The following is a 21,563-nucleotide window of genomic DNA, read 5'->3' on the forward strand; positions in this document are numbered from 1 at the left end:
ATCCAAAACTCCTAGTTTATTCGATACCTATGCTTGAACTTTTTCCCGTTTTTCCAAAAGTCACTTCTTATACGGAGCTATTTTTACCATTTTTTTAAAAGTGAGATCGTAACTACTATTACCAATACATTTTTTACACATATGATTAGATTAAAAACAAAATACCACCATCAAAGATACTCCTTCACAAATTCCTTCGAATCCACACCCAAGATTGCGTTCGTTTGAAGTTTGTTGGCTTCCAAATATTGCTTAACTAAGTAATATCCTGCACAATATCCGGCCATCTTGGGGCTGAATCCTTTTCCGTATAAGAGATCGTTGTGTTTTCGTTCTTTTATTTTTACAGATTGGTTCGGAAATATTAGTTGTTTGACTAGTTTTTGTAGCTGTACATCCGAGTAATATTTTGTCCACCCCGCTAGATTTTCTGCACCGCAATGCTCACGAACTGCATTTTCTGCAATACCCTCTAAGATCACGGTATCTAAAAAAGTTAAATCAGCTTCATCCTTTTTATATTTTTTTAGACGACAAACATGATTGTATTCATGTGTGAGGACTGCTTTGATTTCGTCATGAGAATTGTGCGGAGAGAAAAATAGAAATAATTTGTCCTTAAAGGCAAGCCCTGATTTCCCATTATATTCATTGTTGATCCTTGAGTTTGTTTTGTCTGCTGGAAAAATGAAAATTGGGACCTGCGGACCGTTCCATTTTTTTTGCAAGACACTATATTCTTTTTCTACCTTTCCCCATACGTTTTTAGGAAGGCTCTCAAGTATGTTTTCAGATACTGTTCTGTACATTCCGTGCATTTTTAGATACTCATAAATCTCACGTTCAGATGCTCTATTTGAAAAATAACTTTTTAATTTTTTACAAAGTTTAATTGGATTATCATGTGAATCCTTCAGCCATTGATCAGTGCGGATTACCCCACGTCACCACATCCTTTCTTACCTCTTTATCGTATTCGATTTACATAAAAAAAGAGCCAGACCATTTGGCCTGACTCCTTGGATTTATATGTTATTGATATTTCTTAAATAGAATAGTTGCGTTGTGACCACCGAAACCAAGTGAGTTACTTAAGGCAACATTTACTTCTTGTTTTCTTGCTTTGTTTGGTACATAGTCTAAGTCACATTCTGGATCTGGTGTTTCATAGTTAATCGTTGGTGGAATGATTCCTTCTTTAATTGCAAGTACTGAGAAGATCGCTTCCACACCACCAGCTGCTCCAAGCAAGTGACCTGTCATTGATTTGGTAGAGCTAATCGCTACTTTATATGCATGATCACCTAGTACTTCTTTAATTGCTGCAGTTTCAAACTTATCATTATAATCTGTGCTAGTTCCGTGTGCATTGATATAATCAATTTCACTTGGATTTAATCCTGCATCAGCAATGGCTTGGCGCATTGCGCGAGCTCCACCTTCACCACCTGGTGCTGGAGCCGTGATATGATAAGCATCTCCTGTTGCACCGTAGCCAACGATTTCTGCATAAATATTGGCTCCGCGTGCTAATGCATGTTCAAGTTCTTCAAGGACAAGAACTCCAGCTCCCTCACCCATTACAAATCCGTCTCGATTTTTATCAAATGGACGGCTTGCTGTTTTTGGATCTGGATTTAATGATACGGCTCTTGCTGAAACGAAACCGGCAAATGACATATTAGTTAATGGTGCTTCTGTTCCACCAGTGACCATAACGTCTGCATCTCCACGTTGAATTACCTTAAACGCATCACCGATTGAGTTCGTACCAGTCGCACATGCCGTAACTGTACATGTGTTAATTCCTTTTGCTCCAATTGCGATGGAAACTTGGCCAGCTGCCATGTCTGGAATCATCATTGGTACATAGAATGGACTTACACGACGATATCCTTTTTCTAAGAAAATTTTATGCTGTTCCTCATGAGTTTCCATTCCGCCAATTCCTGAACCAAGCCATACTCCAACGCGCTCAGCATTTTCTTCATTGATTGTTAAATTTGCATCCTTAACTGCCATGAATGAAGCAGCTATTGCATATTGTGTGAAGCGGTCCATACGACGTGCTTCCTTTTTGTCCATATAATTTTCCGGATTAAAATCCTTTAATTCCGCTGCTACCTTTGCAGGTAAGCCTTCGATTTGAACTCTTGTTAATGGACCGATACCTGAAACACCGTTTTTCGCGTTTTCCCACGTCGTTTTCACATCGTTACCTAACGGCGAAACCGTGCCTAATCCTGTTACTACTACACGCTTCTTTTCCATAATCTTTCTCCTTCCAGCCTATTTCAACATTTCTATCAATATTTTCGACTAATGATGTTCTAATCTGTTAGTTCTTTTTTAGCGACCCCATCTGATGCAAATGGCACCCCAAGTTAGTCCTCCACCAAACCCTACCATAACAATTACGTCATCATCCTTAATTTTTCCTGCTTCAATATCTTCAACAATTGAAATTGGGATAGATGCGGCAGATGTATTTCCGTATTTATTCACTGTTTTAGACATTTTTTCTACTGGTAGTTCAAGTCTTTCTCTTGAAGCCTCCATGATTCGAATGTTTGCTTGGTGTGGGATTAAATAATCAACATCTTCACGCTTTAATCCTGCTTTTTCAATTACATTTACACTTGATTCGCCCATTTGTCTTACTGCAAATTTGAAGACTTCGCGTCCATTCATAATAATGTGTTCATCTTGGTAAAGATGTTTTGAACCAGTTCCGTCTGCTCCTAATTCGAAAGAGAGGATTCCTCTTCCTTCAGAAACTTCACCTAGAACAACTGAACCTGCTCCATCTCCAAATAGTACAGCTGTATTTCTGTCGCTCCAGTCCACAATTTTAGATAGTTTTTCAACACCTACTACTAATACGTGCTTATAATCTCCATTTTCAATAAATTGTTTACCGGTAATGATTCCGTACATAAATCCTGCACATGCTGCACTAATATCCATTGCCGCTGCATTTTTTGCACCAAGACGTTCTTGAATCATACATGCAACTGACGGAAATGGATGGTCAGGCGTTACTGTAGCGACAATAATTAGGTCTAATGCATCCGCGGTGATACCTGAATCTTCTAAAGCTCTACGGGCTGCTTCATACGCCATATCAGAAGTATTTGTATCATCATCTGCAATTCTACGTTCTTCTATTCCTGTTCTTGTACGAATCCATTCATCTGATGTATCCAAAACTTTTTCGAGATCTTTATTTGTTACCACTCTATCTGGTACAAATCGATTGATTCCAATTATTCCTACACCCATACAAACATCTCCCTTTTATGAGAAAACATAATTTTTATCAAAAAAGCTTTTCCTATTCCGCGCTTTTCTTATTATCAATTATTATGACTTGGTACTAATTTTAATCCATTTTTTAATTGTTATCAACTCTTTGGTTTTATTTTTTGTTAGATTCCATATTAGCCTAGGGTTTTAAGTGATACTAGCCCATCTCATTTTTTGAGATGTATCATATGAATATAATAAAAATGTTTTGATGAAAACTTCTAATGTGAGTGGTGATAAAAATGAGTAATGAGAATGAAGAATTTGATTTAAAGGCAAAAAAGAGTGAGAGTGATTCTTCTTCAATGGATAAGTTTGATCGCCTCATGTTTGGTCCTCGTTCGGCAAAGAGAAATGAAAATGAACCTTCTGAGGCAAAATCCAATCAAAACCATGCTGATGGAGTAGATTTCAACCAATTAATGGGACAAATTAATGATATTATGACCTCAATTGACAAAATCAAACCAGCTTTAAAAGATCTTTCGCCACTACTTGATTATTTTCGTAAAAAATAAGAAGCTATCACTTGATGTGATAGCTTCTTCTATTTTGATGGAAGATCTCCTGATTCTACATATTGATTAATATAATCATTTAGTTCTGAAATAAAGTTTTCATCTACCTTCGGGCTAAAAACCCCCATTGAAATGACTCCATCCTGGATGTCAAACGAGAGGTTTCCTGAAGCAAGTTCACCTTTATTGAACTTTTCGGCAACTAATAAATAGAGTTGATCCACATGTTGAACAGTACTTGTATAGACGGTTTCTTTGCCCAGGTCAGATTGGTCCGAAACATAACCTATTGCATATAGGCCTTCTTCCTTCAGCCTTTCTATCACTGGGACATTGTAACCGTCCCCAGCAGGATATATAATATCGATACCCTCTGAGATCATATTCTCTGCAATCGAAATTGCCTTTTCGTCATCATCCCAGTTTTGAACATATCCTATTTCTACATCGGCTTCATCATTTTGAAATAAAACACCTTCATAAAACCCATTGATTTCCGGTTGCCATTCAAAAGCAGCAATAATTCCGATTTTATTTGTAGTCGTCATTTCACCTGCAACCATGCCACCGAAAAATCCCATTGCATGCCCTTCAAAGTTTAGGCTCGTCACATTCTCTTTTCTCGTATTCCCATTGAAAAAAACAAAATGCACATCAGGGTACTCGTCAGCGATATCATTAAAAATTGTAGTGTATTCACTACCATGACCAAATATTAAATTAACACCTTTATCAACATATTCATCTACAGCAGATCTAGTTGCAGCTTCTGTTGTAATTCCTTCTTTATAAAAAACATCAACCTCAAATTGAGATTTTATCTGTAAAAGCCCCTTATACCCCTTCGTACCCCATACTTGGTCATCAATTGTATCAGGTACAAGCAAACCTACTTTTTTGACCCCAGTATCTGCATCTGTTTGTCCACAGGATACAAGAAAACTTAACAGGATTAAGAGTGTCACCCACCTAAACCACTTTTGCATTCCTACAACTCCTTCAAAAACAAAAACAATATTCGTCCTCTATATATTTATTTTATTGTACTTTGTACTACTTGGAAAGCAAAAGAAGTATTAGCTGTCTATGTTTTGGTAGATATATTCCCTATGGTCATTCATTATTCGAATACATTCAGTAAAACTTTTATTAGCAAAATCGATAAAAGTAAACAAAAAATCTACGTTCTTTGTTCGTATTTTCCGATGTTCCCACAGACTATTTTTTATATTAATTTTTGAATACCAACCATCATCCAATTCATCTGCTAAAGAGTCAATTTCAACTCTGTTTATTTCATGTGCCGATACCAGGATAAGTTTGGTTTTTGAATCATTACAATAGTCGAATATGGATTGAAGTCTCTCCTCTTTTTCCTCATTTTGATTGGGATGGGTAGAACTACACCAAGGATAGATGACAGCATCTGTTTTATCGAACAAACCTTGGTTCAATGATGCCTTCGAATTCTCGAAAAAACGAAAATATGCATTACGCCCAATAAAGAGCAATTTATTCTCTTCCGGACTATTTTCCATCGGTTCAGCATCTATCCCAATGACATTGATTTCCTCGTCTAGCATCTTGCAACAGAGTCCATATCCTATAAAGGAGAAAGCATCGAATAGTAAAACCTTCTTCACTTGTAACATCCCCCATATATTATTAATCAAATGCGCCTTGGCGTATTTGCCGCCCGATTTTTTTCGAGCCTGCTCGAAAAACTTCCATTGAAAAATCGTGGCATCCGCCGGAGGCTAACTTTATTCAGCCATAGTTTGAACTCCCACAAAAGACTAACCCCTTACTCCTCATCCCCCCATTATATTAATAGGGACTTCTGCTGAATAAAGTTACAGTATCGTATGCGAAAGAGTAAATAAAAAGTCCCTATTCTTTATAGAAACTGGGACTTTTTATAATTCCTTTTCATTTTCTTTATAGAAGCTACCAATTGAGCGACTAAATGCATACGTATTTTCACTGATATGATAGCTTAACGTGACCATCTCGTTTCCACTTTGATATTTCTTACTGTGTATTTCAGGAGTGTATGTTCTTTCATTTGTGTTATGCCAAATTTTGATTGGGATACTTGGGATTACAAGATTATCTTTTGGTGCTAAATCTGCAATTTTAGATTCAACTTCTCTTTCCTCAAGGTGGTAAGCCTTCGCAACTTCTTTTAGCAGCTTTTTATAAAAAAATTTATTTTTTCTTTCATTCTCAATATGTGCAACTAAGTCAATGCATGGATTTAGGAAGGCCATAGATCGTATCTCCCCCTGCATCCTTTTACTTAACTGCATGGCAGTTAATGCTCCCATTCCTTCTGCAAGAATATGGATGCGTTTATTTAGGATTTCACGTTTCATCACGATGTGATACAACTGTATTGCTAATTTTATGGAGGCAGGATTTCCCCAGTTTGCACCATACAAGTTTGAATAAAATACAGTATATCCCTCATCCTTAAGGTATTCGAGAATTTGGGATCTTGCGTAGTTTTGTATCCAGAAGCTTGAGCTCTCTTCTACAAAATTCGTATTATCCCCAATGATTAATACAGCAAAGCCGTTTGGACGTTTTGGCAAATGAAGAGCAGACCACTCCGTGTCGAGCTTGAAAAATACTTTATTTTGAACCATTGCTCTCTTCTCCTACTCCTAATTTTCGTCCTTCATTATTAGTGTATGTTGTGGAATAAAAGATGAAAGGGGGAAATGCCTATAAATAACTTTTCTTAAAGATGACAAATGTGGTAAACTACTTAAAGATATAGTTAAATTTAATGAGGTGAAAACATTGCGTTATTTTTGGACTTTCTTTTGGACATTCCTCTTAATCCAAATGGCTTCATATGTTATTGGATCAATGCAGGCAGCTACATATTCATTCCAAACAGCTTCGATCGTTGCTGTGATCGTTACAGCCCTAATCATTATTTTAGGTTCTGTTCTTCCAAACGAGCCTGTAGAGGAACCTCATCATTAATTAAGAAAAGTGTAAGGCGCCTGCTTATCGGCGACAAGCATAAGACAAGCGCTGACAGAAGGTGCCTTTTACCTTCCGAAGCGATTGGCTTATGACCTCGAGCCGATGGCGCCTGAACTAGACAATGCAAAAAAAGACCCGAACGGGTCTTTTTTTGTTGTTTACGGCTTTCTTTTATATGACCATTTGCGGTTGTGGTTTGAGTTCTCCGGGAACGGGTCACCGGCATTTAATTTAACACTTTTAGGGTTCTTAACCATATCTCCTTGCTCTCCGATTTCTACATAAATCCCATTATTCGGTGCTTTTTGCCCTGCACGAAATTCATGACTTTGCCCCATCATAATCCTCCTTTTTGAATAGTATTACAAGATTACTATTCCCACTACCCTTTAAAATCATGAAAAAAAGCCCCAGTACCTAAAAAGGCTGAAGCTTCATTAAATTTCCTTATTCCATAATTGCTTTTAATACTGCTTTTTGAACGTGGAGACGATTTCCCGCTTGTTCGAATACAACTGATTGTGGTCCATCAATCACATCGGCCGTAACTTCTTCACCACGATGAGCTGGTAAACAGTGCATGAACATGTAGTCTTCATTAGCAGCACTTACAAGCTCTGAATTAACTTGATATGGCATAAACGCCTTAAGTCTTTCTTGCTGTTCCTTTTCTTGCCCCATGCTAGCCCATACATCTGTGTAAATATAATCGGCACCTTCTAGGCCACAGACTGGATCATGGCTAACCTCAATAACTGCATGTGTTTCCTTTGCAATTTCTTTTGCCTTCTCTACGATAAAAGCCTTCGGAGCATAATTAGGCGGACAAACAACCGTACAGTCCAATCCAACCTTTGCCGAAGCAATCATTAGCGAATGAGCAACATTATTGCCATCCCCAACATAGACAAGTTTGCTTCCTTTGAAGATTTTCTTTTTTTCATAAATCGTGAGTAAGTCGGCTAATGCTTGGCATGGGTGATAATCTTCTGTTAAACCGTTAATGACTGGAATATTTGCGAATTTAGCGAGTTCCTCAATTTTTTCATGTTCAAATGTGCGGATCATGATTGCATCTACATATTCAGATAGGACCATTGCTGTGTCAGCAATTGATTCTCCTCTACCTAACTGCATATCATTGCTATTTAGGTAGATTGCATTTCCCCCAAGCTGAAGCATGCCTGCCTCAAATGATACTCTTGTACGGGTTGAATGCTTTTCAAAGATCATCGCTAAGGTTTTTCCTTTTAAATACGGTGTGTCTTCCCCATTTTTATGCTTTTGTTTTATTTCAATAGCTGTATCCAACAAATTGATAATTTCTTCACCCGTTAAATCAAGGAGAGTGAGTAGATCCTTTCCCTTTAGAACGTTTTTAGCATTATATTTAGTAGCAGTTGTCATTTGCTAATCACTTCTTTCTGGTTATTAAATGTATTTCTTCGTTCTTGAATCGACATTACGGAAAAATGCGATACCCGGAACGCTTTTAAGAATGCGTGTAATGTTTCAATTTCAGTGAATACATGAATTCGTTTTTGACTTGCCTCTAACTTATTCTTTTTTGCACTTTTCTCACCTGTAAGGCTTACAAATGCTAAAGCTTTTTCACTCTTACACCATTCTGAAATGTCGTTAGCAACATACGTTTTTAGTCCCATTTCCTTAGCTATTTGGTTCACTTCTTCAGGAATATAATCCGCATCAAAGACAATTTCATCAGCGCCTTTTTTTGAATTGATGTAGCTGTGGAAAACTTTTGTTAGTGCTTCATCAATTGTTGCAGCAATGCTGATTCCTTCACCGGTAGATTTCATTTCAGGTCCTACTGTCGGATCACCGAGTAGTTTATATGTTGAGAAAACTGGATATTTCACTGTATAGAACGGTAAATCACGTAATAATCCACTTTCTGAAGTTACTTCTTGTAGTGATCTACCAAGCACAAGTTTTGACGCTAGTTGAGCCATTGGAATCCCTGTAATTTTGCTAATAACTGGTACCGTACGGCTTGCTCTTGGGTTCACTTCGAGTACATAAATTTGATTGTTACTGATTACGAATTGTATGTTCATAATACCTTTAAAGTCTAATTCACGAACAATCTTAGTAGCATAGGTTTCAACCGTTTTCTTGTTATCTTCTGTTAAAGAAACTGCAGGCATTATTGCATGACTGTCACCAGAGTGAACTCCTGCTTTTTCAATGTGTTCAACAATGGTTGGAATTAAAATCTCGTCGCCATCAGAAAGCAAATCAACTTCGATTTCTAATCCAGGTACATATGCATCAATCAGAAGTGGATACGTATCCTTTGTTATGTCTTTTAAAAATAATACAAGCTCGTCCTCATCAGTTATTACGAGCATTCCCTTGCCGCCAATAACATACGAAGGACGGATTAAGACAGGATAACCTATCACCTTAGCCTTTTCCACTAATTCCTCCGCATTAACGGCAATCTCACCAGGAATATGCGGAATATTCGTTTTTTCTAAAAGCTGATAAAAACGGTCACGGTCCTCAAGCTGGTCAATAATATCGTGTGTGATTCCAACAATTGAAATACCTGCAGCTTCTAATCCTTGGGCAAGATTAATCGCGGTTTGACCACCAAATTGAACCATTACTTGATCCACTTTTTCTGCTTCAATTACATTTAATACATGTTCAAGAGTTAAGGGTTCAAAAAATAATTTGTCAGCAATCTCATAATCGGTACTTACAGTTTCAGGATTGTTATTCATCAAAATGGTTTCGTAACCCTCGTCTTGTAGCGCAAATATCCCATGAACTGAGCTATAGTCAAACTCAATGCCTTGACCGATTCGAATAGGTCCAGAGCCAAGAATTAATACCTTTTGCTTTTCGGAAACGCCCAGCTCATTTTCACCAAAATAACTTGAATAATAATAAGCAGTTTGTGCAGCAAACTCTCCTGCACAGGTATCCACGCATTTGTAACTTGGAATAATGCCAAGTTCTTTTCGTTTTGCACGAACAATCGATTCCTCTTCATGACAAAGGAACGCAATATGCTGATCGGAGTACCCTTTTTCCTTTACGTTTTGCATAAATTCTACAGTAAAATCATTAAGTGCAGTTTGTTGAATTTTTTCTTCAGTGTCTACTAAGACCTTGAACGTCTCTAGGAAAAATAGATCTATTTTTGAAATCGAATGAAGTTCCCCGACAGTTGTTCCTCTTCTTAACAATTCTAGAACAGCAAAGAAACGATTTTCACTTCCATTTTCAACAAGTTGGAGGAGTTCCTCACCAGATTTATTTACAATTGCAGGTAAACGAAGGCTTTTATTATCGCCTTCTAACGAATGTACAGCTTTTTGAATGGCACTTTCTAGATTTCGGTCAATGGCCATTACCTCACCCGTTGCTTTCATTTGAGTTCCAAGCGTAGTAGGAACATCTGTAAACTTATCAAATGGAAAGCGTGGGAATTTAACAACAACATAATCTAACGCTGGTTCAAAGCTAGCGAATGTTTTTCCTGTAACCGGGTTTACTAATTCATCTAATGTATATCCTACCGCAAGCTTTGCGGCCATTTTTGCGATTGGATATCCAGTTGCTTTTGAAGCTAGTGCTGAAGAACGACTAACTCGTGGATTTACTTCAATTAGATAATAATTCTTACTAAATGGATCCAAAGCAAATTGAATGTTACAGCCGCCAATAATACCTAAAGCAGAAATAATCTTAATAGATGCAGCTCGTAGCATTTGATATTCTTCATCTGTTAGTGTTTGTGATGGTGCCACAACGATTGAATCACCAGTATGGACTCCAACGGGATCAATATTTTCCATGTTACAGATAGTAATGCAGGTTCCCTTTTTGTCCCTCATTACCTCATATTCAATCTCTTTATATCCAGCAATACTTTTTTCAATCAAACATTGAGTAATTGGGCTTTCGGATAAGCCATTTTTCGTTAGTTCTTCTAATTGTTGCAGTTCATGCGCAATGCCTCCTCCTGTTCCCCCCAATGTGTAAGCTGGACGAACAATGACAGGAAATCCAACCTTTTCTGCAAAAGTTTTCGCTTCTTCAACTGTTGTTACAATTTCGCTATCCGGTACTGGCTCATTTAGTTCATTCATTAAGCTTCGAAAGGCCTCACGGTCCTCTCCCTTTTTGATGGATTCAATATGAGTACCAAGTACTTTCACATTATACTTATCTAAAATACCTGCTTCACTTAAACTAAAAGCTAGGTTGAGACCTGTCTGACCACCAAGTGTTGCGAGTAAACCGTCTGGACGTTCCTTTGCAATGATTTTTTCAAGGCTTTCAACAGTTAATGGTTCAAAATATACTGTGTCTGCATTGACTTCATCTGTCATAATGGTTGCTGGATTATTATTTACTAAGATGACTTTATAGCCTTCTTCACGTAGAGCTCTGCACCCCTGTGTCCCAGAATAATCAAATTCTGCTGCTTGCCCGATTACAATGGGTCCAGAGCCAATTACTAATATAGATTGTATTGAATGATCCTTAGGCATATATCTCTTCTCTCCTAACAGTACAGTTGTTGGCTATAAATTCATCAAAAACCCAACTGCTTTCAGCTGGTCCTGGGTGTGCTTCCGGATGAAATTGAACAGTTAATATTGGAAGCGTTGAATGCGTTAATCCTTCTACTGACTTGTCATTGCAATTTATAAAGCGCGCTTTCAGTTTTGTTTCACTCAAACTGTCTTCATCAACTACATAACTATGGTTTTGTGAGGTAATATAAACTTTATCATTACGCAAATCTACCACTGGTTGATTTGCACCTCTATGGCCAAATTTCAACTTCTTTGTATCTCCACCAAGGCTTAAGGCAACAAGCTGATGTCCTAAGCAAATGGCTAGTGTTGGAAAGTATTCGATCATCTGCTTAATTGTCGGGAGATGTTCAGCTAGAGCCTTTGGATCTCCAGGACCATTTGACAAGACAATACCATTTGGTTGAAGTTGTTTGACCTTTTCAAAAGATGTGGTATAAGGAACTACAGTTACCGTACATCCCTTTGACAAAAGAGATTGTAAGATCGATCTCTTATACCCGAAATCAACTAATACAATGTGGTTATCTCCTGTACCAAATGTTTGCCACTCCTTACTTGATACTTCTCCCACAGGATTAGCAGTAACAGACATGGCCGGTACATCAAACGAAGGAGAATCACTTATTACAGCCTGCATTGTTCCTTCAGTTCTAATTCTCTTTACAATTGCACGAGTATCAACATGGGATAGCAATGGTATATTCCATTTCTCAAGATACTGTTTTAAGGAATACTTTGCATTATAGTGAGAATAAGAATCCTTTGTTTCATATACAATGACTCCAGCCACGTGAGGTTCTTTACTTTCAAAATCGAATTCATTTATTCCGTAGTTTCCGATTAATGGGTATGTGAAAACAATGATTTGATTTTTATAAGAAGGATCCGTTAACACTTCCTGATACCCAGTCATCCCAGTATAAAATACGATTTCACCGTTCGTTACAGCCTTTTCAGAAGCTTGCGATAACGTTCCTTCAAAGCTTTCACCATTTTCTAAATGCAGATATCCCTTCATTGTTTCACCTCGTATTTTTATTTAGGTAGACGTATTTTTATGCAAACATATTCAAAAAAAATTCGATTGTATAAGCTGGTAGTTAGATAGATTCCTAACTACCAGCATCAATCCTAGGCAATATGTACTGCCACAAGTGTTTCTTTAATCATCTTAACTGCTTCATCGATTTCTTCGTAAGTAACAGTTAATGGTGGTAATAAGCGAATGACATTCGGGCCAGCTGGCAGAGTTAAAAGACCATTTTTTCGAAGTGCTGTAATTGTAGCTGCTACCTCTTCCTTACAAGCAATCCCTACAATTAATCCACTACCACGAATCTCTGTAACTAAGTCCTGATCTGAAAGTGCTGTGGTAAGCTCATTTTGTAAATAAGCCCCTTTTTTCTCAACTTCTTCTAAAAACTCATCCTGAAAAATAATCGATAGGGTGGCTTTAGCAGAAGCTAATGAAATCGGGTTTCCACCGAAAGTTGACCCATGTGAACCAGGGCCAAATGCATCCTTCAGTTTTTCCTTACCAAGCATAGCACCAATGGGTAGGCCGCTTCCTAAACCTTTTGCTAACGTAATAATGTCTGGTGTAAGGTTGAAATGCTGATGAGCAAAGGCCTTTCCAGTACGACCAATTCCTGTTTGAACTTCATCTATAATAAATAGGGAACCATGTTTTGCACAAAGTTCTTCAATCTTTTTAAGGAACTCTTCTGTTCCAGGGACCACTCCACCTTCACCCTGCACAACTTCTACCATAACCGCTGCAACTTTATCATCCATTTCGCGCTCTAACGTGTCACAGTCATTGTATGGAAGATAGACAAATTCCTGCAAAAGAGGGCCAAATCCTGTATGAATTTTTTCCTGTCCAGTAGCAGCCATAGTTCCAAATGTTCTTCCATGGAAGGATTGTTTAAATGTAATGACTTTTGATTTTTGTGTGTATTTACGAGCAAGTTTTAAAGCTGCTTCATTTGCTTCAGCTCCACTATTACAATAGAAAACGGCATCAAGCTCTGAATTTGATACTAGCTTTTCAGCCACTTCTTGTTGAATATCTGACTTAAACAAATTTGATACATGCCAATATTTCTGCAGCTGCTCTTCTACTGCTTTCATAACCTTAGGGTGGCGATGTCCTAGATTACAAACTGCGATTCCGGAAACGAAATCCAAGTATTTTTTTCCTTTATTGTCTACAATGATTGCACCTTCTGCAGATTCAACCGTTAAATCCCATCTTGCATAGGTTGGAAATAGTGCATCCATTATACCACCTCTAGTTCTTTTACAATTTTTGTTCCTTTTAACATTCCATCTACGGATAATAAAGAGCTTTTCCCGTTAATAATCGTTATTTCATTAAGTCCCCCATCATTCAAAGCTGAGAGGGCTGCTTTTACTTTTGGAATCATTCCCCCGTAGATCGTCCCTTCATCGATGAGGGATAAAACTGAATCTGTTGTAAGCGATGGTAAGACTTCACCGTCTTTTTTAATTCCATCTACATCCGTTACGAATAATAAATGTTTTGCCTGAAGGGCTATGGCAACACTTGCTGCAGCAGTGTCAGCATTGATATTGAATTTGCTAAAGTCCTCATCAATCCCAATTGGAGAAATTACCGGAACATAATTTTGAGAAATTAGAAACTCCAGGAATGAAACATTAACATCTACAATTTCGCCAACATACCCCAATTTTTCAAGGTCCACAGGCTTCACTTTTATTAGTTCTGCATCACAGCCAGATAACCCAACTGCTGGGATACCAGCCTTCCCAAGCTCAACTACAACCTTTTTATTAACCGTTCCTGATAATACCATTTCAACAACATTAAGGACCTCTTTTGTTGTTTTCCTTAACCCGTTAACAAATTCGCTTTTTAAGTTCAGTGAGGCGAGGGTCTGAGCTATTTCTGGCCCGCCACCATGCACAACAACTACATTATAGCCACTGTTTTTTAATTCTTTAATACTATTAAAAAATGAGTCTGATAACTCACTGAGTATACTACCTCCACATTTGATAACAATTGTCTCCATTTCAAGTCTCCTTATGTTCGGTAGCTTGCATTTATCTTGACATAATCATAGGTTAAATCACAGCCCCATGCCGTACCAGTACCTTTTCCTAAATGGAGGTCAACGTGTATAACAATATCAGTACCTTCAAGATATTCTTTTGCAAGCTCTTCTGAGAAAGTCAACGGCTGACTTCCTTGTAGCATTTGGATTGTTCCAATTGAAATATCTACATTATCAGGATTCACAGTAGCTGTACTGTGACCTATCGCTCCAATAATTCTTCCCCAGTTCGCATCTGCTCCGTAGATTGCTGTTTTAACAAGGTTTGAACCGACAATCTTTTTAGCAATAATACGTGCATCCACATCAGATACAGCTCCCGTTACATTCACTTCGACCAGTTTTGTAGCTCCTTCTCCATCCTTTGCAATTTGCTTTGCAAGATCTTCGAAAGTGGATTGAAGTGCAGAAACAAATGAATCCCATTCAGGATGTTCTTGTGTAAGTAGATCATTTTCCGCCAAACCACTGGCCATTACCAAAACCATATCATTTGTTGAGGTCTCTCCATCGACTGTGATTTGGTTAAAGGTCACATCTGTCACTGTTTTGATTGCAGCTTGTAGGGAGTTTGAATCAATATTAGCATCAGTTGTTACAAAACCTAGCATCGTTGCCATGTTTGGATGAATCATTCCAGAACCTTTTGCTGCTCCACCAATTGAAATCGTCTTTCCATCAATTGTTGTTTGGTAACATGCTTTTTTCATAACTAAATCTGTTGTTAAAATAGCCGTTTGGAAGCTTTCAGCTGCTTCTACTGTATCAGTTGGCTGAAGTTGTTTAATGCCTGCTTTTATTTTATCCATCGGTAATAGTTCCCCGATGACACCCGTTGAAGCAACTGCAACTAAATGATCTTCAATACCAAACTGAGCTGCAGATTCAGCTCTCATTTCGTATGCATCTAACAAACCTTGCTCACCAGTACATGCATTAGCACATGCACTATTGATCACAACAGCCTGTAATTTGTTCTCTACGGCAATACTCTCTTTCGTAACCTTTAAAGGAGGGGCTTGAAAATGACTTTGCGTATATACAGCGGCACAGTTAGCCGGAACATCACAAACAATCGCTCCTAAGTCTTTCTTTTTATAACGTAATCCGGCATGGACTCCTGCTGTTTTAAAACCTTTTGGGGTTACAACAGTTCCCTCTTCCAATTTTATTATTTGAATCTCCTTCATATCTATCATGCAAAGTCACTCCTTATCTATCAATCATAATTCTATTATGGGAATAGAGGGACATAGTGTAATCCCGTATTTTCTTCTAAACCTAACATTATATTTGCATTTTGGATGGCCTGACCAGCAGCCCCTTTAACTAAATTATCGATGACTGACACAACGGTAATTCGATTTGTTCGCTCATCTAATGCAAGGCCAATATCACAATAATTCGTTCCATAAACCTCTTTTGTGGCAGGAAATGCGCCTTTTTCTCGGATTCTTACAAATGGAGCATCTTGATAGCTTTCCTTATAAAGTTCATAAAGTTGGTCCATTGTAAATGTCTCTACTGCACGATTGATATACATCGTTGACATAATTCCCCTGGTCATTGGAACCAAATGTGTACTAAACGTCACGTATGGGATTGAATCGTCCCACCCTTGTATCACCTGTTCAATTTCCGGAATATGTTGATGTTGATTTACCTTATAAATTGAAAAGTTATCATTGCTTTCAGAGAAATGCGTAGTTCTAGAAGGGCTCTTTCCAGCTCCGGATATTCCTGATTTAGCATCGATCACAATTGATTTTTCATCTATTAGTTTATGTTTCACTAACGGAGCTAAACCAAGCACTGTTGCAGTGGGATAGCACCCAGGATTGGATATAAAACTACTACTCTTAATTTCTTCTTTATTCCATTCAGGAAGACCATATGTAGCTTTGTCTAGGTCTGCTTGTAGGGCGCTTGGCTTTTTATACCATTGTTCATAGGCACTAGGATTTTTTAAACGATAATCCCCAGATAGATCAATAATCTTCACATTTTCTTTCAATAGTTCAGGTACAATCGTGGTTGATACCCCTGATGGTGTAGAAAGAAATACAACATCAACTTCATTTGCAATCTTAGGAATATCAATATCTTCTAAAGAATGATTTACCAGATTAGTAACATGGGGGTAGACCTCTGAAAGCTTCATCCCTGTTTGAGACGAAGTGTGAACAGAATGAACGTCTATAGTTGGGTGGTTTGTCAATAGTCTTAATAATTCAATTCCGCCATAACCAGTAACCCCTATAATTGCCGCTTTCAATATATCCACCTCATTGTTTTTAGTTACAAATTAAATTTTGAAATATGTTTCATTATAAGTCCGTATAAAAATAAAATCAATTGTATTTTTATAAATAATTCAGTTTTTTTATACAAAAAAAACACCAGTAGTCGATGGTTTTATAATTACCCTCCACTTACTGGTGGAATCAACGCCACTGTATCTCCTGCTTTTACAACGTCCTTATCTCCTGCATACTCTTCGTTAATTGCAAACATAATTTGGTCAAGGTTTATTATACCATGGTCGTTCGAAAGCTTTTCTTTCAAATCTGTTACAGTTAGCTCATTTTCATGTAAAATTATTCTATCTGTTCCTGCCATTTCCTGTAAATGAGCAAAGAATAAAACAGTTATCATTTTAGATCCTCCTCTTCTGGTCGACCGGTTAGATATTGTTTTGTCTCTAATTGATTGCCTATCCACATTTCTCCATCTTCCCAATGCTCCTTTTTCCAAATGGGAACAATCTGTTTAATCCTTTCGATTGCATACTCGTTTGCAGCGTAGGCATCCTTACGATGTGGTGTGGAGACTGCGATGACAACAGCAGCTTCTGATATATCCAATCGACCAATTCGGTGAATAATGGCAGTTTTAGCTTCTGGCCATTTTTCAGCTATTTCCTCACCAATTTGAGCAAGCTTTTTTTCTGCCATTGAAACATATGCATCATATTCTAAATAGAGGGTCCGTTTCCCCTTCGTGAATTCGCGGACTGTGCCGATAAAAGTAGTAACAGCACCGGCCTCACGTCTAACGACTTTATTCGTAACTTCTTCAACATTGATAGGTTCTTTCGTAATTTTATATAATGTATTAGTCATTGATTTACCTCCCTCAATCCAAATACGCATAGGCGTATTTGCGCACAGATTTTTAACGCCACACGATGCGGGTCAAAAAAAAGTTGCCATAGGACGTGGCGTTCTTAGTCCTTTATCTTATTCTCGTAAACTTTTTATAAAAAATCTGTTGCATCCGCCGGAGACATTTAACTTCATTCTACTCAGGATTGCTCCTTTAAACTTCATTACTACATTTATCCTTTTTGAATAAAGTTAAATATCCATTCTAAATAAATTTCTTCATCTTTTATATGAAAAAGAGGAAAATTAGATTCGATTGGAATCCAAGAAATAACTGCTACTATGTTTGTTAATGAAGTTAGCAACTCCTTGTCCGCGTCATTCCTAATCAGAACAATTTTGGGATAATCGGCTAATTTAAACCCCTCAATTAATACCATATCATTTTCAAAAAAAGCATACAGCTGAATGAGTTTTTCTAAAGTCCAGCCGGAAGTCTTTGCTTCTAGCTGAAGACTTCCACCGCCTTCAACAATAGTTGCAGATGCACCTGCTTTAAAGTGTCTCGAAGAATCTTTTTCTTTATTAAGTCCCTTCAGAATGCTTGTATGTCCATGATGTTTAATTGTTGCAATCCTAACCCCAAGTTCTGTGCCTCTTTTTAAAATTTTTTCAACTAACGTTGTTTTTCCACTGTTTTGATATCCAACGATTTGTAAAAGTGGAAACCTTATTTCCAAGGCCACATACTTCCTTCCTGATCTTCCAGTAATAACACATCCACTTCGTCGCCTTTTCCAAACCCGCGTGTTCCACCGGGTAACACCATTAATGCGTTCGCCCCAGCAAGCGAGGAAACTACATTCGATTTATCAAGCCCACTAGGCGTCACCAAAATTTTGCCATCAGAGAAGCTAATTCTACTCCGTACAAACCTTGTAAATGGGTTTGGTTTTGGAAAGTCAGCATTGAGTTCAGCTTGTATTTTTAATAGATGTGGATGATTCGAATATAATCTTGTTCGCACCACTGGTCTGACTAATAGTTCGAAGCCAACATAACAGGCAGAAGGATTGCCAGATAAGCCAAACAATAGCTTGCCATTTAGTTGAGCAACCGTTGTGACACTACCAGGCCTCATTGCAATCTTATTAAATAATACTTCTGCACCTAATTTTTCATAAATTGCGGGTAGATAATCATAATCCCCAACTGAAACTCCACCCGTTGTAATGAGAATATCAACTTCATCTAATGCGTTTTTGATTGCATCATAGCAAAGGTCAAAATCATCCGAAAGTTTACCGAAATAGTTGGGCTTTGCCCCTACTCTTTCAATTTGTGCACTGACCATATAAGAATTGCTGTTACGAATTTTCCCAGGTAGTAATCCTTCATTAACATCAAGCAACTCTGTTCCTGTAGCGTAAATGCCGATTACAGGTTTCTTTGCCACTTCAACTTGATGATAGCCAAAGGTTGCTAAAAGTGCTTTTACTCCAGGGTTAATGAATATTCCTTTTTCGACTAGGACAGAATCTTTTTTTGTATCTTCACCTTGAAATGAAACATTATCTCCGGATTTAAAAGGTCTTTTAATCGACATGTATTTTTTGCCATTACGTTCGTATTCATTTGTCAATTCCAGCATCACAACCGCATCGCATTCGGCTGGCATTTGCGCCCCTGTCATGATTCGAACTGTTTGAAAAGCATCTACCTTTTTCGTAGCAATTGAACCTGCTCCAATTTCTTCTATTACTTCAAATTCAATTGGATGGTCCTGTCTGGCGTCTATTGTATCCGCTGACCTTAAAGCAAAGCCATCATATGGGGAACGATTGAAATGAGGGACATCGTGATCAGCAATTAAATCCTCTGCTAAAAATCGTCCATAACTGGCCTCTATCGGTACTAATTCTTTTGTACCTGTACCCGCAAATTCCATTACACGAGATACCGCTTCTGGAACCGGTATCGGTGTTCGTTTTTCAACCATGTTATCCACTCGCTTCTTTTATCTACTTTTTTCCTATTGTAGTATATTTAAACAAAAACCACTACTTTCTTGCAGTGATGTCATTAAGTTGAATGATTCCTTCTTCTAATTTATCATCAACAACTTTAGCATCTATAATATGTTGAACAATTAAATGATTAGCATTATCAAATAGCTCTTTTGTATTTGATATTTCATTCATTACATCTTGTGAAAACTCCTTTTGTTCCTCGATTGTGTCCAAGACCAAGTGAACTTCTTGTTGCACAGACTGAATCACTGTCATAATGTAATTAAATCTTTCGGTTGTATTTATACTTACATCAACCCCTAAATGAACAAGACTTGTACTGTGTGTAGTCGATTGTAAGGATTCATTGATTTCTTTCTGAATCGCCTTTGTGAGTGAACTAATATGCTCCGTACTAACTGCCGTACTCTCTGCTAATTTTCTAACCTCTGCAGCCACAACTGAAAATCCTTTCCCCTGCTCACCTGCCCTAGCAGCTTCAATTGAGGCATTTAATGCTAATAAATTAGTCTGATCTGCAATCTCTTTAATGACTCCAACAATATCCTCGATTTCCCTTGAGCGGCTATTAAGATGATTCATTTTTTCAGATGTATCATTTAATTGGCTTCCAAGCTTTTTCATGATTGATTCAACCTCTAATACTTCGTTCTTTCCTTCCGTTGATTTTGTAACCATATCACTTGCTGCTGATAGTAAGGATTGACCATTTTTATATAATTTCGTTGAATTTTGAAAGGATAAGAGACTTAACTCTTCCACTCTATCGAATTTAGACTTTATTTTTGCTACGAGTTCACCTAAAACATGATGCTGTCCATTAACATGCTCATGCTGTTCAATTGTCGCCACAAGCTCTTCGTAAAAATGTTTAATAAACGTAGCAGTGCTTTCATTTTGCCGATCTCTTTCATTTATTAATTCTTCTAATTCTCTTTTTAGTTGGATATTTTCTTTTTCGAGATCTTCTATATATTGTTTACGAATAAACATTTACCCCAACTCCTTGCAGCCATCTTAATATAGCTTAATACTATCAAACTTGTCCCATTTGTATTTGTGATTTCCATCACTTTCATCTTATTTTTCGACGATTATTTAGCAAAAGTGTGATTCGCATCACCTCATTTGATTGTGTTACAAGCTATGCTAGAAGTAGCTTACTAAATAGGAGGTAGAATCATGGAACACACTTTTACTGAACAACATATCATTGGAGAAATTGTAACTGAGTTTCCAAAGGCTGGGGACCTTTTCAAAAAACTTCGAATTGATTTTTGCTGTGGTGGAAACCGACCACTTATAGATGCAATTGAGGAAAGAAATCTTTCAAAAGATGAAGTTTTAACTAAACTAAATGCTCTTTACCAGGACATGAAAGAATTAAATGAAAAAACGGTGGATTGGAAAGCTGCGAGCTATTCAGAATTAATTGATCATATCGTTAATAAACACCATCGTTATTTAAATGAAGAACTTCCACAGCTTAGTCCATATGTAACAAAGGTATTACGCGTTCACGGTGGAAATCATCCACACCTAGCAAGGGTACATTCACTTTTTAATCAATTGAAGGTTGAGCTAGAACAACACACTATTAAAGAAGAAGCAGATTCTTTTCCACTCATCGTAAAATTTGAAAAAGAACCAACTGCTGAAAATCAAGAATTAGTGAAGAAGCATGTAATCGAATTAGAAGACGATCATGATGAGGCCGGAAATATTATAAAAGAAATTCGTAACATCACAAATGATTTCCAACCACCAATCGGTGCATGTGGAACGTATCGTCTTGTCTACCAACGTCTCGAGGCACTTGAAGCAGATTTATTCGAGCATATTCATTTAGAAAATAATATACTTTTTCCAAGAGCTGCGACTGGCAACTAACACCAAATCAAAAAGAGCTGACATATGTCAGCTCTTT

The 21,563-nt window shown here is 37.5% G+C and carries 22 protein-coding genes; 3 read left to right on the forward strand and 19 right to left on the reverse strand.

The window, feature by feature from the left end:
* Nucleotides 1–170: 170 nt before the first annotated feature.
* The 3 genes from ACR65M_RS11515 to ACR65M_RS11525 all read right to left on the reverse strand — a co-directional run bounded on the left by ACR65M_RS11515 (nucleotide 171) and on the right by ACR65M_RS11525 (nucleotide 3,282).
* Nucleotides 171–809, reverse strand: a complete 639-nt coding sequence (locus ACR65M_RS11515; protein WP_440273366.1) for a DUF2268 domain-containing putative Zn-dependent protease — start codon at nucleotides 807–809, stop codon at nucleotides 171–173.
* Between the two features lie 223 nt (nucleotides 810–1,032).
* The gene (gene fabF / locus ACR65M_RS11520) at nucleotides 1,033–2,271 is read right to left on the reverse strand and encodes a beta-ketoacyl-ACP synthase II (RefSeq protein ID WP_341332347.1); all 1,239 of its coding nucleotides are present in this window, start codon (nucleotides 2,269–2,271) and stop codon (nucleotides 1,033–1,035) included.
* 78 nt (nucleotides 2,272–2,349) lie between these two features.
* Complete coding sequence (locus ACR65M_RS11525) at nucleotides 2,350–3,282, reverse strand: beta-ketoacyl-ACP synthase III (protein WP_121445413.1); 933 nt, start codon at nucleotides 3,280–3,282, stop codon at nucleotides 2,350–2,352.
* Nucleotides 3,283–3,548: 266 nt separating this feature from the next.
* On the opposite strand from ACR65M_RS11525, the gene ACR65M_RS11530 reads away from it, so the two are divergent.
* Nucleotides 3,549–3,824, forward strand: coding sequence for a hypothetical protein (locus ACR65M_RS11530; protein ID WP_440273367.1), 276 nt, complete (start codon nucleotides 3,549–3,551; stop codon nucleotides 3,822–3,824).
* A gap of 29 nt (nucleotides 3,825–3,853) precedes the next feature.
* On the opposite strand, the gene ACR65M_RS11535 is transcribed toward ACR65M_RS11530, so the two are convergent.
* The 3 genes from ACR65M_RS11535 to ACR65M_RS11545 all read right to left on the reverse strand — a co-directional run bounded on the left by ACR65M_RS11535 (nucleotide 3,854) and on the right by ACR65M_RS11545 (nucleotide 6,472).
* Complete coding sequence (locus ACR65M_RS11535) at nucleotides 3,854–4,810, reverse strand: BMP family ABC transporter substrate-binding protein (protein WP_121445415.1); 957 nt, start codon at nucleotides 4,808–4,810, stop codon at nucleotides 3,854–3,856.
* Nucleotides 4,811–4,900: 90 nt separating this feature from the next.
* Nucleotides 4,901–5,467, reverse strand: a complete 567-nt coding sequence (locus ACR65M_RS11540; RefSeq protein WP_440273368.1) for a hypothetical protein — start codon at nucleotides 5,465–5,467, stop codon at nucleotides 4,901–4,903.
* Nucleotides 5,468–5,740: 273 nt separating this feature from the next.
* On the reverse strand, nucleotides 5,741–6,472 hold the full coding sequence (locus ACR65M_RS11545) for an alpha/beta hydrolase (RefSeq protein WP_440273369.1): 732 nt from the start codon (nucleotides 6,470–6,472) through the stop codon (nucleotides 5,741–5,743).
* A gap of 157 nt (nucleotides 6,473–6,629) precedes the next feature.
* Here ACR65M_RS11545 and ACR65M_RS11550 point away from each other — a divergent pair, with 157 nt between their 5' ends.
* On the forward strand, nucleotides 6,630–6,818 hold the full coding sequence (locus tag ACR65M_RS11550; RefSeq protein WP_440273370.1) for a YjzD family protein: 189 nt from the start codon (nucleotides 6,630–6,632) through the stop codon (nucleotides 6,816–6,818).
* Between the two features lie 161 nt (nucleotides 6,819–6,979).
* On the opposite strand, the gene ACR65M_RS11555 is transcribed toward ACR65M_RS11550, so the two are convergent.
* The 13 genes from ACR65M_RS11555 to ACR65M_RS11615 form a co-directional block, all read right to left on the reverse strand.
* A complete protein-coding gene (locus tag ACR65M_RS11555; protein ID WP_121445419.1) occupies nucleotides 6,980–7,159 on the reverse strand; it encodes a YjzC family protein in 180 nt (59 codons plus the stop codon).
* Nucleotides 7,160–7,268: 109 nt separating this feature from the next.
* A complete protein-coding gene (gene argF, locus ACR65M_RS11560; protein ID WP_440273371.1) occupies nucleotides 7,269–8,228 on the reverse strand; it encodes an ornithine carbamoyltransferase in 960 nt (319 codons plus the stop codon).
* On the reverse strand, nucleotides 8,225–11,350 hold the full coding sequence (gene carB, locus ACR65M_RS11565) for a carbamoyl-phosphate synthase (glutamine-hydrolyzing) large subunit (RefSeq protein ID WP_440273372.1): 3,126 nt from the start codon (nucleotides 11,348–11,350) through the stop codon (nucleotides 8,225–8,227). Before carB ends, argF begins: the two co-directional genes overlap by 4 nt.
* Nucleotides 11,343–12,419, reverse strand: a complete 1,077-nt coding sequence (locus ACR65M_RS11570) for a carbamoyl phosphate synthase small subunit (RefSeq protein ID WP_440273373.1) — start codon at nucleotides 12,417–12,419, stop codon at nucleotides 11,343–11,345. The genes carB and ACR65M_RS11570 overlap by 8 nt, the downstream gene beginning before the upstream one ends.
* A 113-nt stretch (nucleotides 12,420–12,532) precedes the next feature.
* Nucleotides 12,533–13,684 carry an acetylornithine transaminase gene (argD, locus tag ACR65M_RS11575; protein ID WP_440273374.1) on the reverse strand — a complete coding sequence of 384 codons (1,152 nt, stop codon included), beginning with the start codon at nucleotides 13,682–13,684 and terminating at the stop codon, nucleotides 12,533–12,535.
* Nucleotides 13,684–14,460, reverse strand: coding sequence for an acetylglutamate kinase (argB, locus tag ACR65M_RS11580; RefSeq protein ID WP_440273375.1), 777 nt, complete (start codon nucleotides 14,458–14,460; stop codon nucleotides 13,684–13,686). Before argB ends, argD begins: the two co-directional genes overlap by 1 nt.
* An 11-nt stretch (nucleotides 14,461–14,471) precedes the next feature.
* Nucleotides 14,472–15,701 carry a bifunctional ornithine acetyltransferase/N-acetylglutamate synthase gene (argJ, locus tag ACR65M_RS11585; RefSeq protein WP_440273376.1) on the reverse strand — a complete coding sequence of 410 codons (1,230 nt, stop codon included), beginning with the start codon at nucleotides 15,699–15,701 and terminating at the stop codon, nucleotides 14,472–14,474.
* 35 nt (nucleotides 15,702–15,736) lie between these two features.
* Nucleotides 15,737–16,777, reverse strand: coding sequence for an N-acetyl-gamma-glutamyl-phosphate reductase (gene argC / locus ACR65M_RS11590; protein ID WP_121445426.1), 1,041 nt, complete (start codon nucleotides 16,775–16,777; stop codon nucleotides 15,737–15,739).
* 146 nt (nucleotides 16,778–16,923) lie between these two features.
* Nucleotides 16,924–17,157, reverse strand: coding sequence for a molybdopterin converting factor subunit 1 (gene moaD, locus ACR65M_RS11595; RefSeq protein ID WP_121445427.1), 234 nt, complete (start codon nucleotides 17,155–17,157; stop codon nucleotides 16,924–16,926).
* Nucleotides 17,154–17,624, reverse strand: coding sequence for a molybdenum cofactor biosynthesis protein MoaE (locus ACR65M_RS11600; protein WP_440273377.1), 471 nt, complete (start codon nucleotides 17,622–17,624; stop codon nucleotides 17,154–17,156). The genes moaD and ACR65M_RS11600 overlap by 4 nt, the downstream gene beginning before the upstream one ends.
* A gap of 215 nt (nucleotides 17,625–17,839) precedes the next feature.
* Complete coding sequence (gene mobB, locus ACR65M_RS11605) at nucleotides 17,840–18,352, reverse strand: molybdopterin-guanine dinucleotide biosynthesis protein B (protein ID WP_440273378.1); 513 nt, start codon at nucleotides 18,350–18,352, stop codon at nucleotides 17,840–17,842.
* Complete coding sequence (locus ACR65M_RS11610; protein WP_440273379.1) at nucleotides 18,337–19,605, reverse strand: molybdopterin molybdotransferase MoeA; 1,269 nt, start codon at nucleotides 19,603–19,605, stop codon at nucleotides 18,337–18,339. Before ACR65M_RS11610 ends, mobB begins: the two co-directional genes overlap by 16 nt.
* 61 nt (nucleotides 19,606–19,666) lie before the next feature.
* Complete coding sequence (locus tag ACR65M_RS11615) at nucleotides 19,667–20,629, reverse strand: methyl-accepting chemotaxis protein (protein WP_440273380.1); 963 nt, start codon at nucleotides 20,627–20,629, stop codon at nucleotides 19,667–19,669.
* 189 nt (nucleotides 20,630–20,818) lie between these two features.
* Between ACR65M_RS11615 and ric the strand changes: the two genes are divergently transcribed.
* Nucleotides 20,819–21,526, forward strand: coding sequence for an iron-sulfur cluster repair di-iron protein (gene ric / locus ACR65M_RS11620; RefSeq protein ID WP_440273381.1), 708 nt, complete (start codon nucleotides 20,819–20,821; stop codon nucleotides 21,524–21,526).
* Nucleotides 21,527–21,563: the final 37 nt, after the last annotated feature.

The sequence above is a fragment of the Ferdinandcohnia sp. SAFN-114 genome, from assembly GCF_059415045.1.

Bases quoted from the DNA above. Each gene is read 5' to 3' on its own strand.
- ACR65M_RS11515 (WP_440273366.1), bottom strand. From the start codon at position 809: ATGTACAGAACAGTATCTGAAAACATACTTGAGAGCCTTCCTAAAAAC.
- fabF (WP_341332347.1), bottom strand. From the start codon at position 2,271: ATGGAAAAGAAGCGTGTAGTAGTAACAGGATTAGGCACGGTTTCGCCG.
- ACR65M_RS11525 (WP_121445413.1), bottom strand. From the start codon at position 3,282: ATGGGTGTAGGAATAATTGGAATCAATCGATTTGTACCAGATAGAGTG.
- ACR65M_RS11530 (WP_440273367.1), top strand. From the start codon at position 3,549: ATGAGTAATGAGAATGAAGAATTTGATTTAAAGGCAAAAAAGAGTGAG.
- ACR65M_RS11535 (WP_121445415.1), bottom strand. From the start codon at position 4,810: ATGCAAAAGTGGTTTAGGTGGGTGACACTCTTAATCCTGTTAAGTTTT.
- ACR65M_RS11545 (WP_440273369.1), bottom strand. From the start codon at position 6,472: ATGGTTCAAAATAAAGTATTTTTCAAGCTCGACACGGAGTGGTCTGCT.
- ACR65M_RS11555 (WP_121445419.1), bottom strand. From the start codon at position 7,159: ATGGGGCAAAGTCATGAATTTCGTGCAGGGCAAAAAGCACCGAATAAT.
- argF (WP_440273371.1), bottom strand. From the start codon at position 8,228: ATGACAACTGCTACTAAATATAATGCTAAAAACGTTCTAAAGGGAAAG.
- carB (WP_440273372.1), bottom strand. From the start codon at position 11,350: ATGCCTAAGGATCATTCAATACAATCTATATTAGTAATTGGCTCTGGA.
- ACR65M_RS11570 (WP_440273373.1), bottom strand. From the start codon at position 12,419: ATGAAGGGATATCTGCATTTAGAAAATGGTGAAAGCTTTGAAGGAACG.
- argD (WP_440273374.1), bottom strand. From the start codon at position 13,684: ATGGATGCACTATTTCCAACCTATGCAAGATGGGATTTAACGGTTGAA.
- argB (WP_440273375.1), bottom strand. From the start codon at position 14,460: ATGGAGACAATTGTTATCAAATGTGGAGGTAGTATACTCAGTGAGTTA.
- argJ (WP_440273376.1), bottom strand. From the start codon at position 15,701: ATGATAGATATGAAGGAGATTCAAATAATAAAATTGGAAGAGGGAACT.
- moaD (WP_121445427.1), bottom strand. From the start codon at position 17,157: ATGATAACTGTTTTATTCTTTGCTCATTTACAGGAAATGGCAGGAACA.
- ACR65M_RS11600 (WP_440273377.1), bottom strand. From the start codon at position 17,624: ATGACTAATACATTATATAAAATTACGAAAGAACCTATCAATGTTGAA.
- ACR65M_RS11610 (WP_440273379.1), bottom strand. From the start codon at position 19,605: ATGGTTGAAAAACGAACACCGATACCGGTTCCAGAAGCGGTATCTCGT.
- ACR65M_RS11615 (WP_440273380.1), bottom strand. From the start codon at position 20,629: ATGTTTATTCGTAAACAATATATAGAAGATCTCGAAAAAGAAAATATC.
- ric (WP_440273381.1), top strand. From the start codon at position 20,819: ATGGAACACACTTTTACTGAACAACATATCATTGGAGAAATTGTAACT.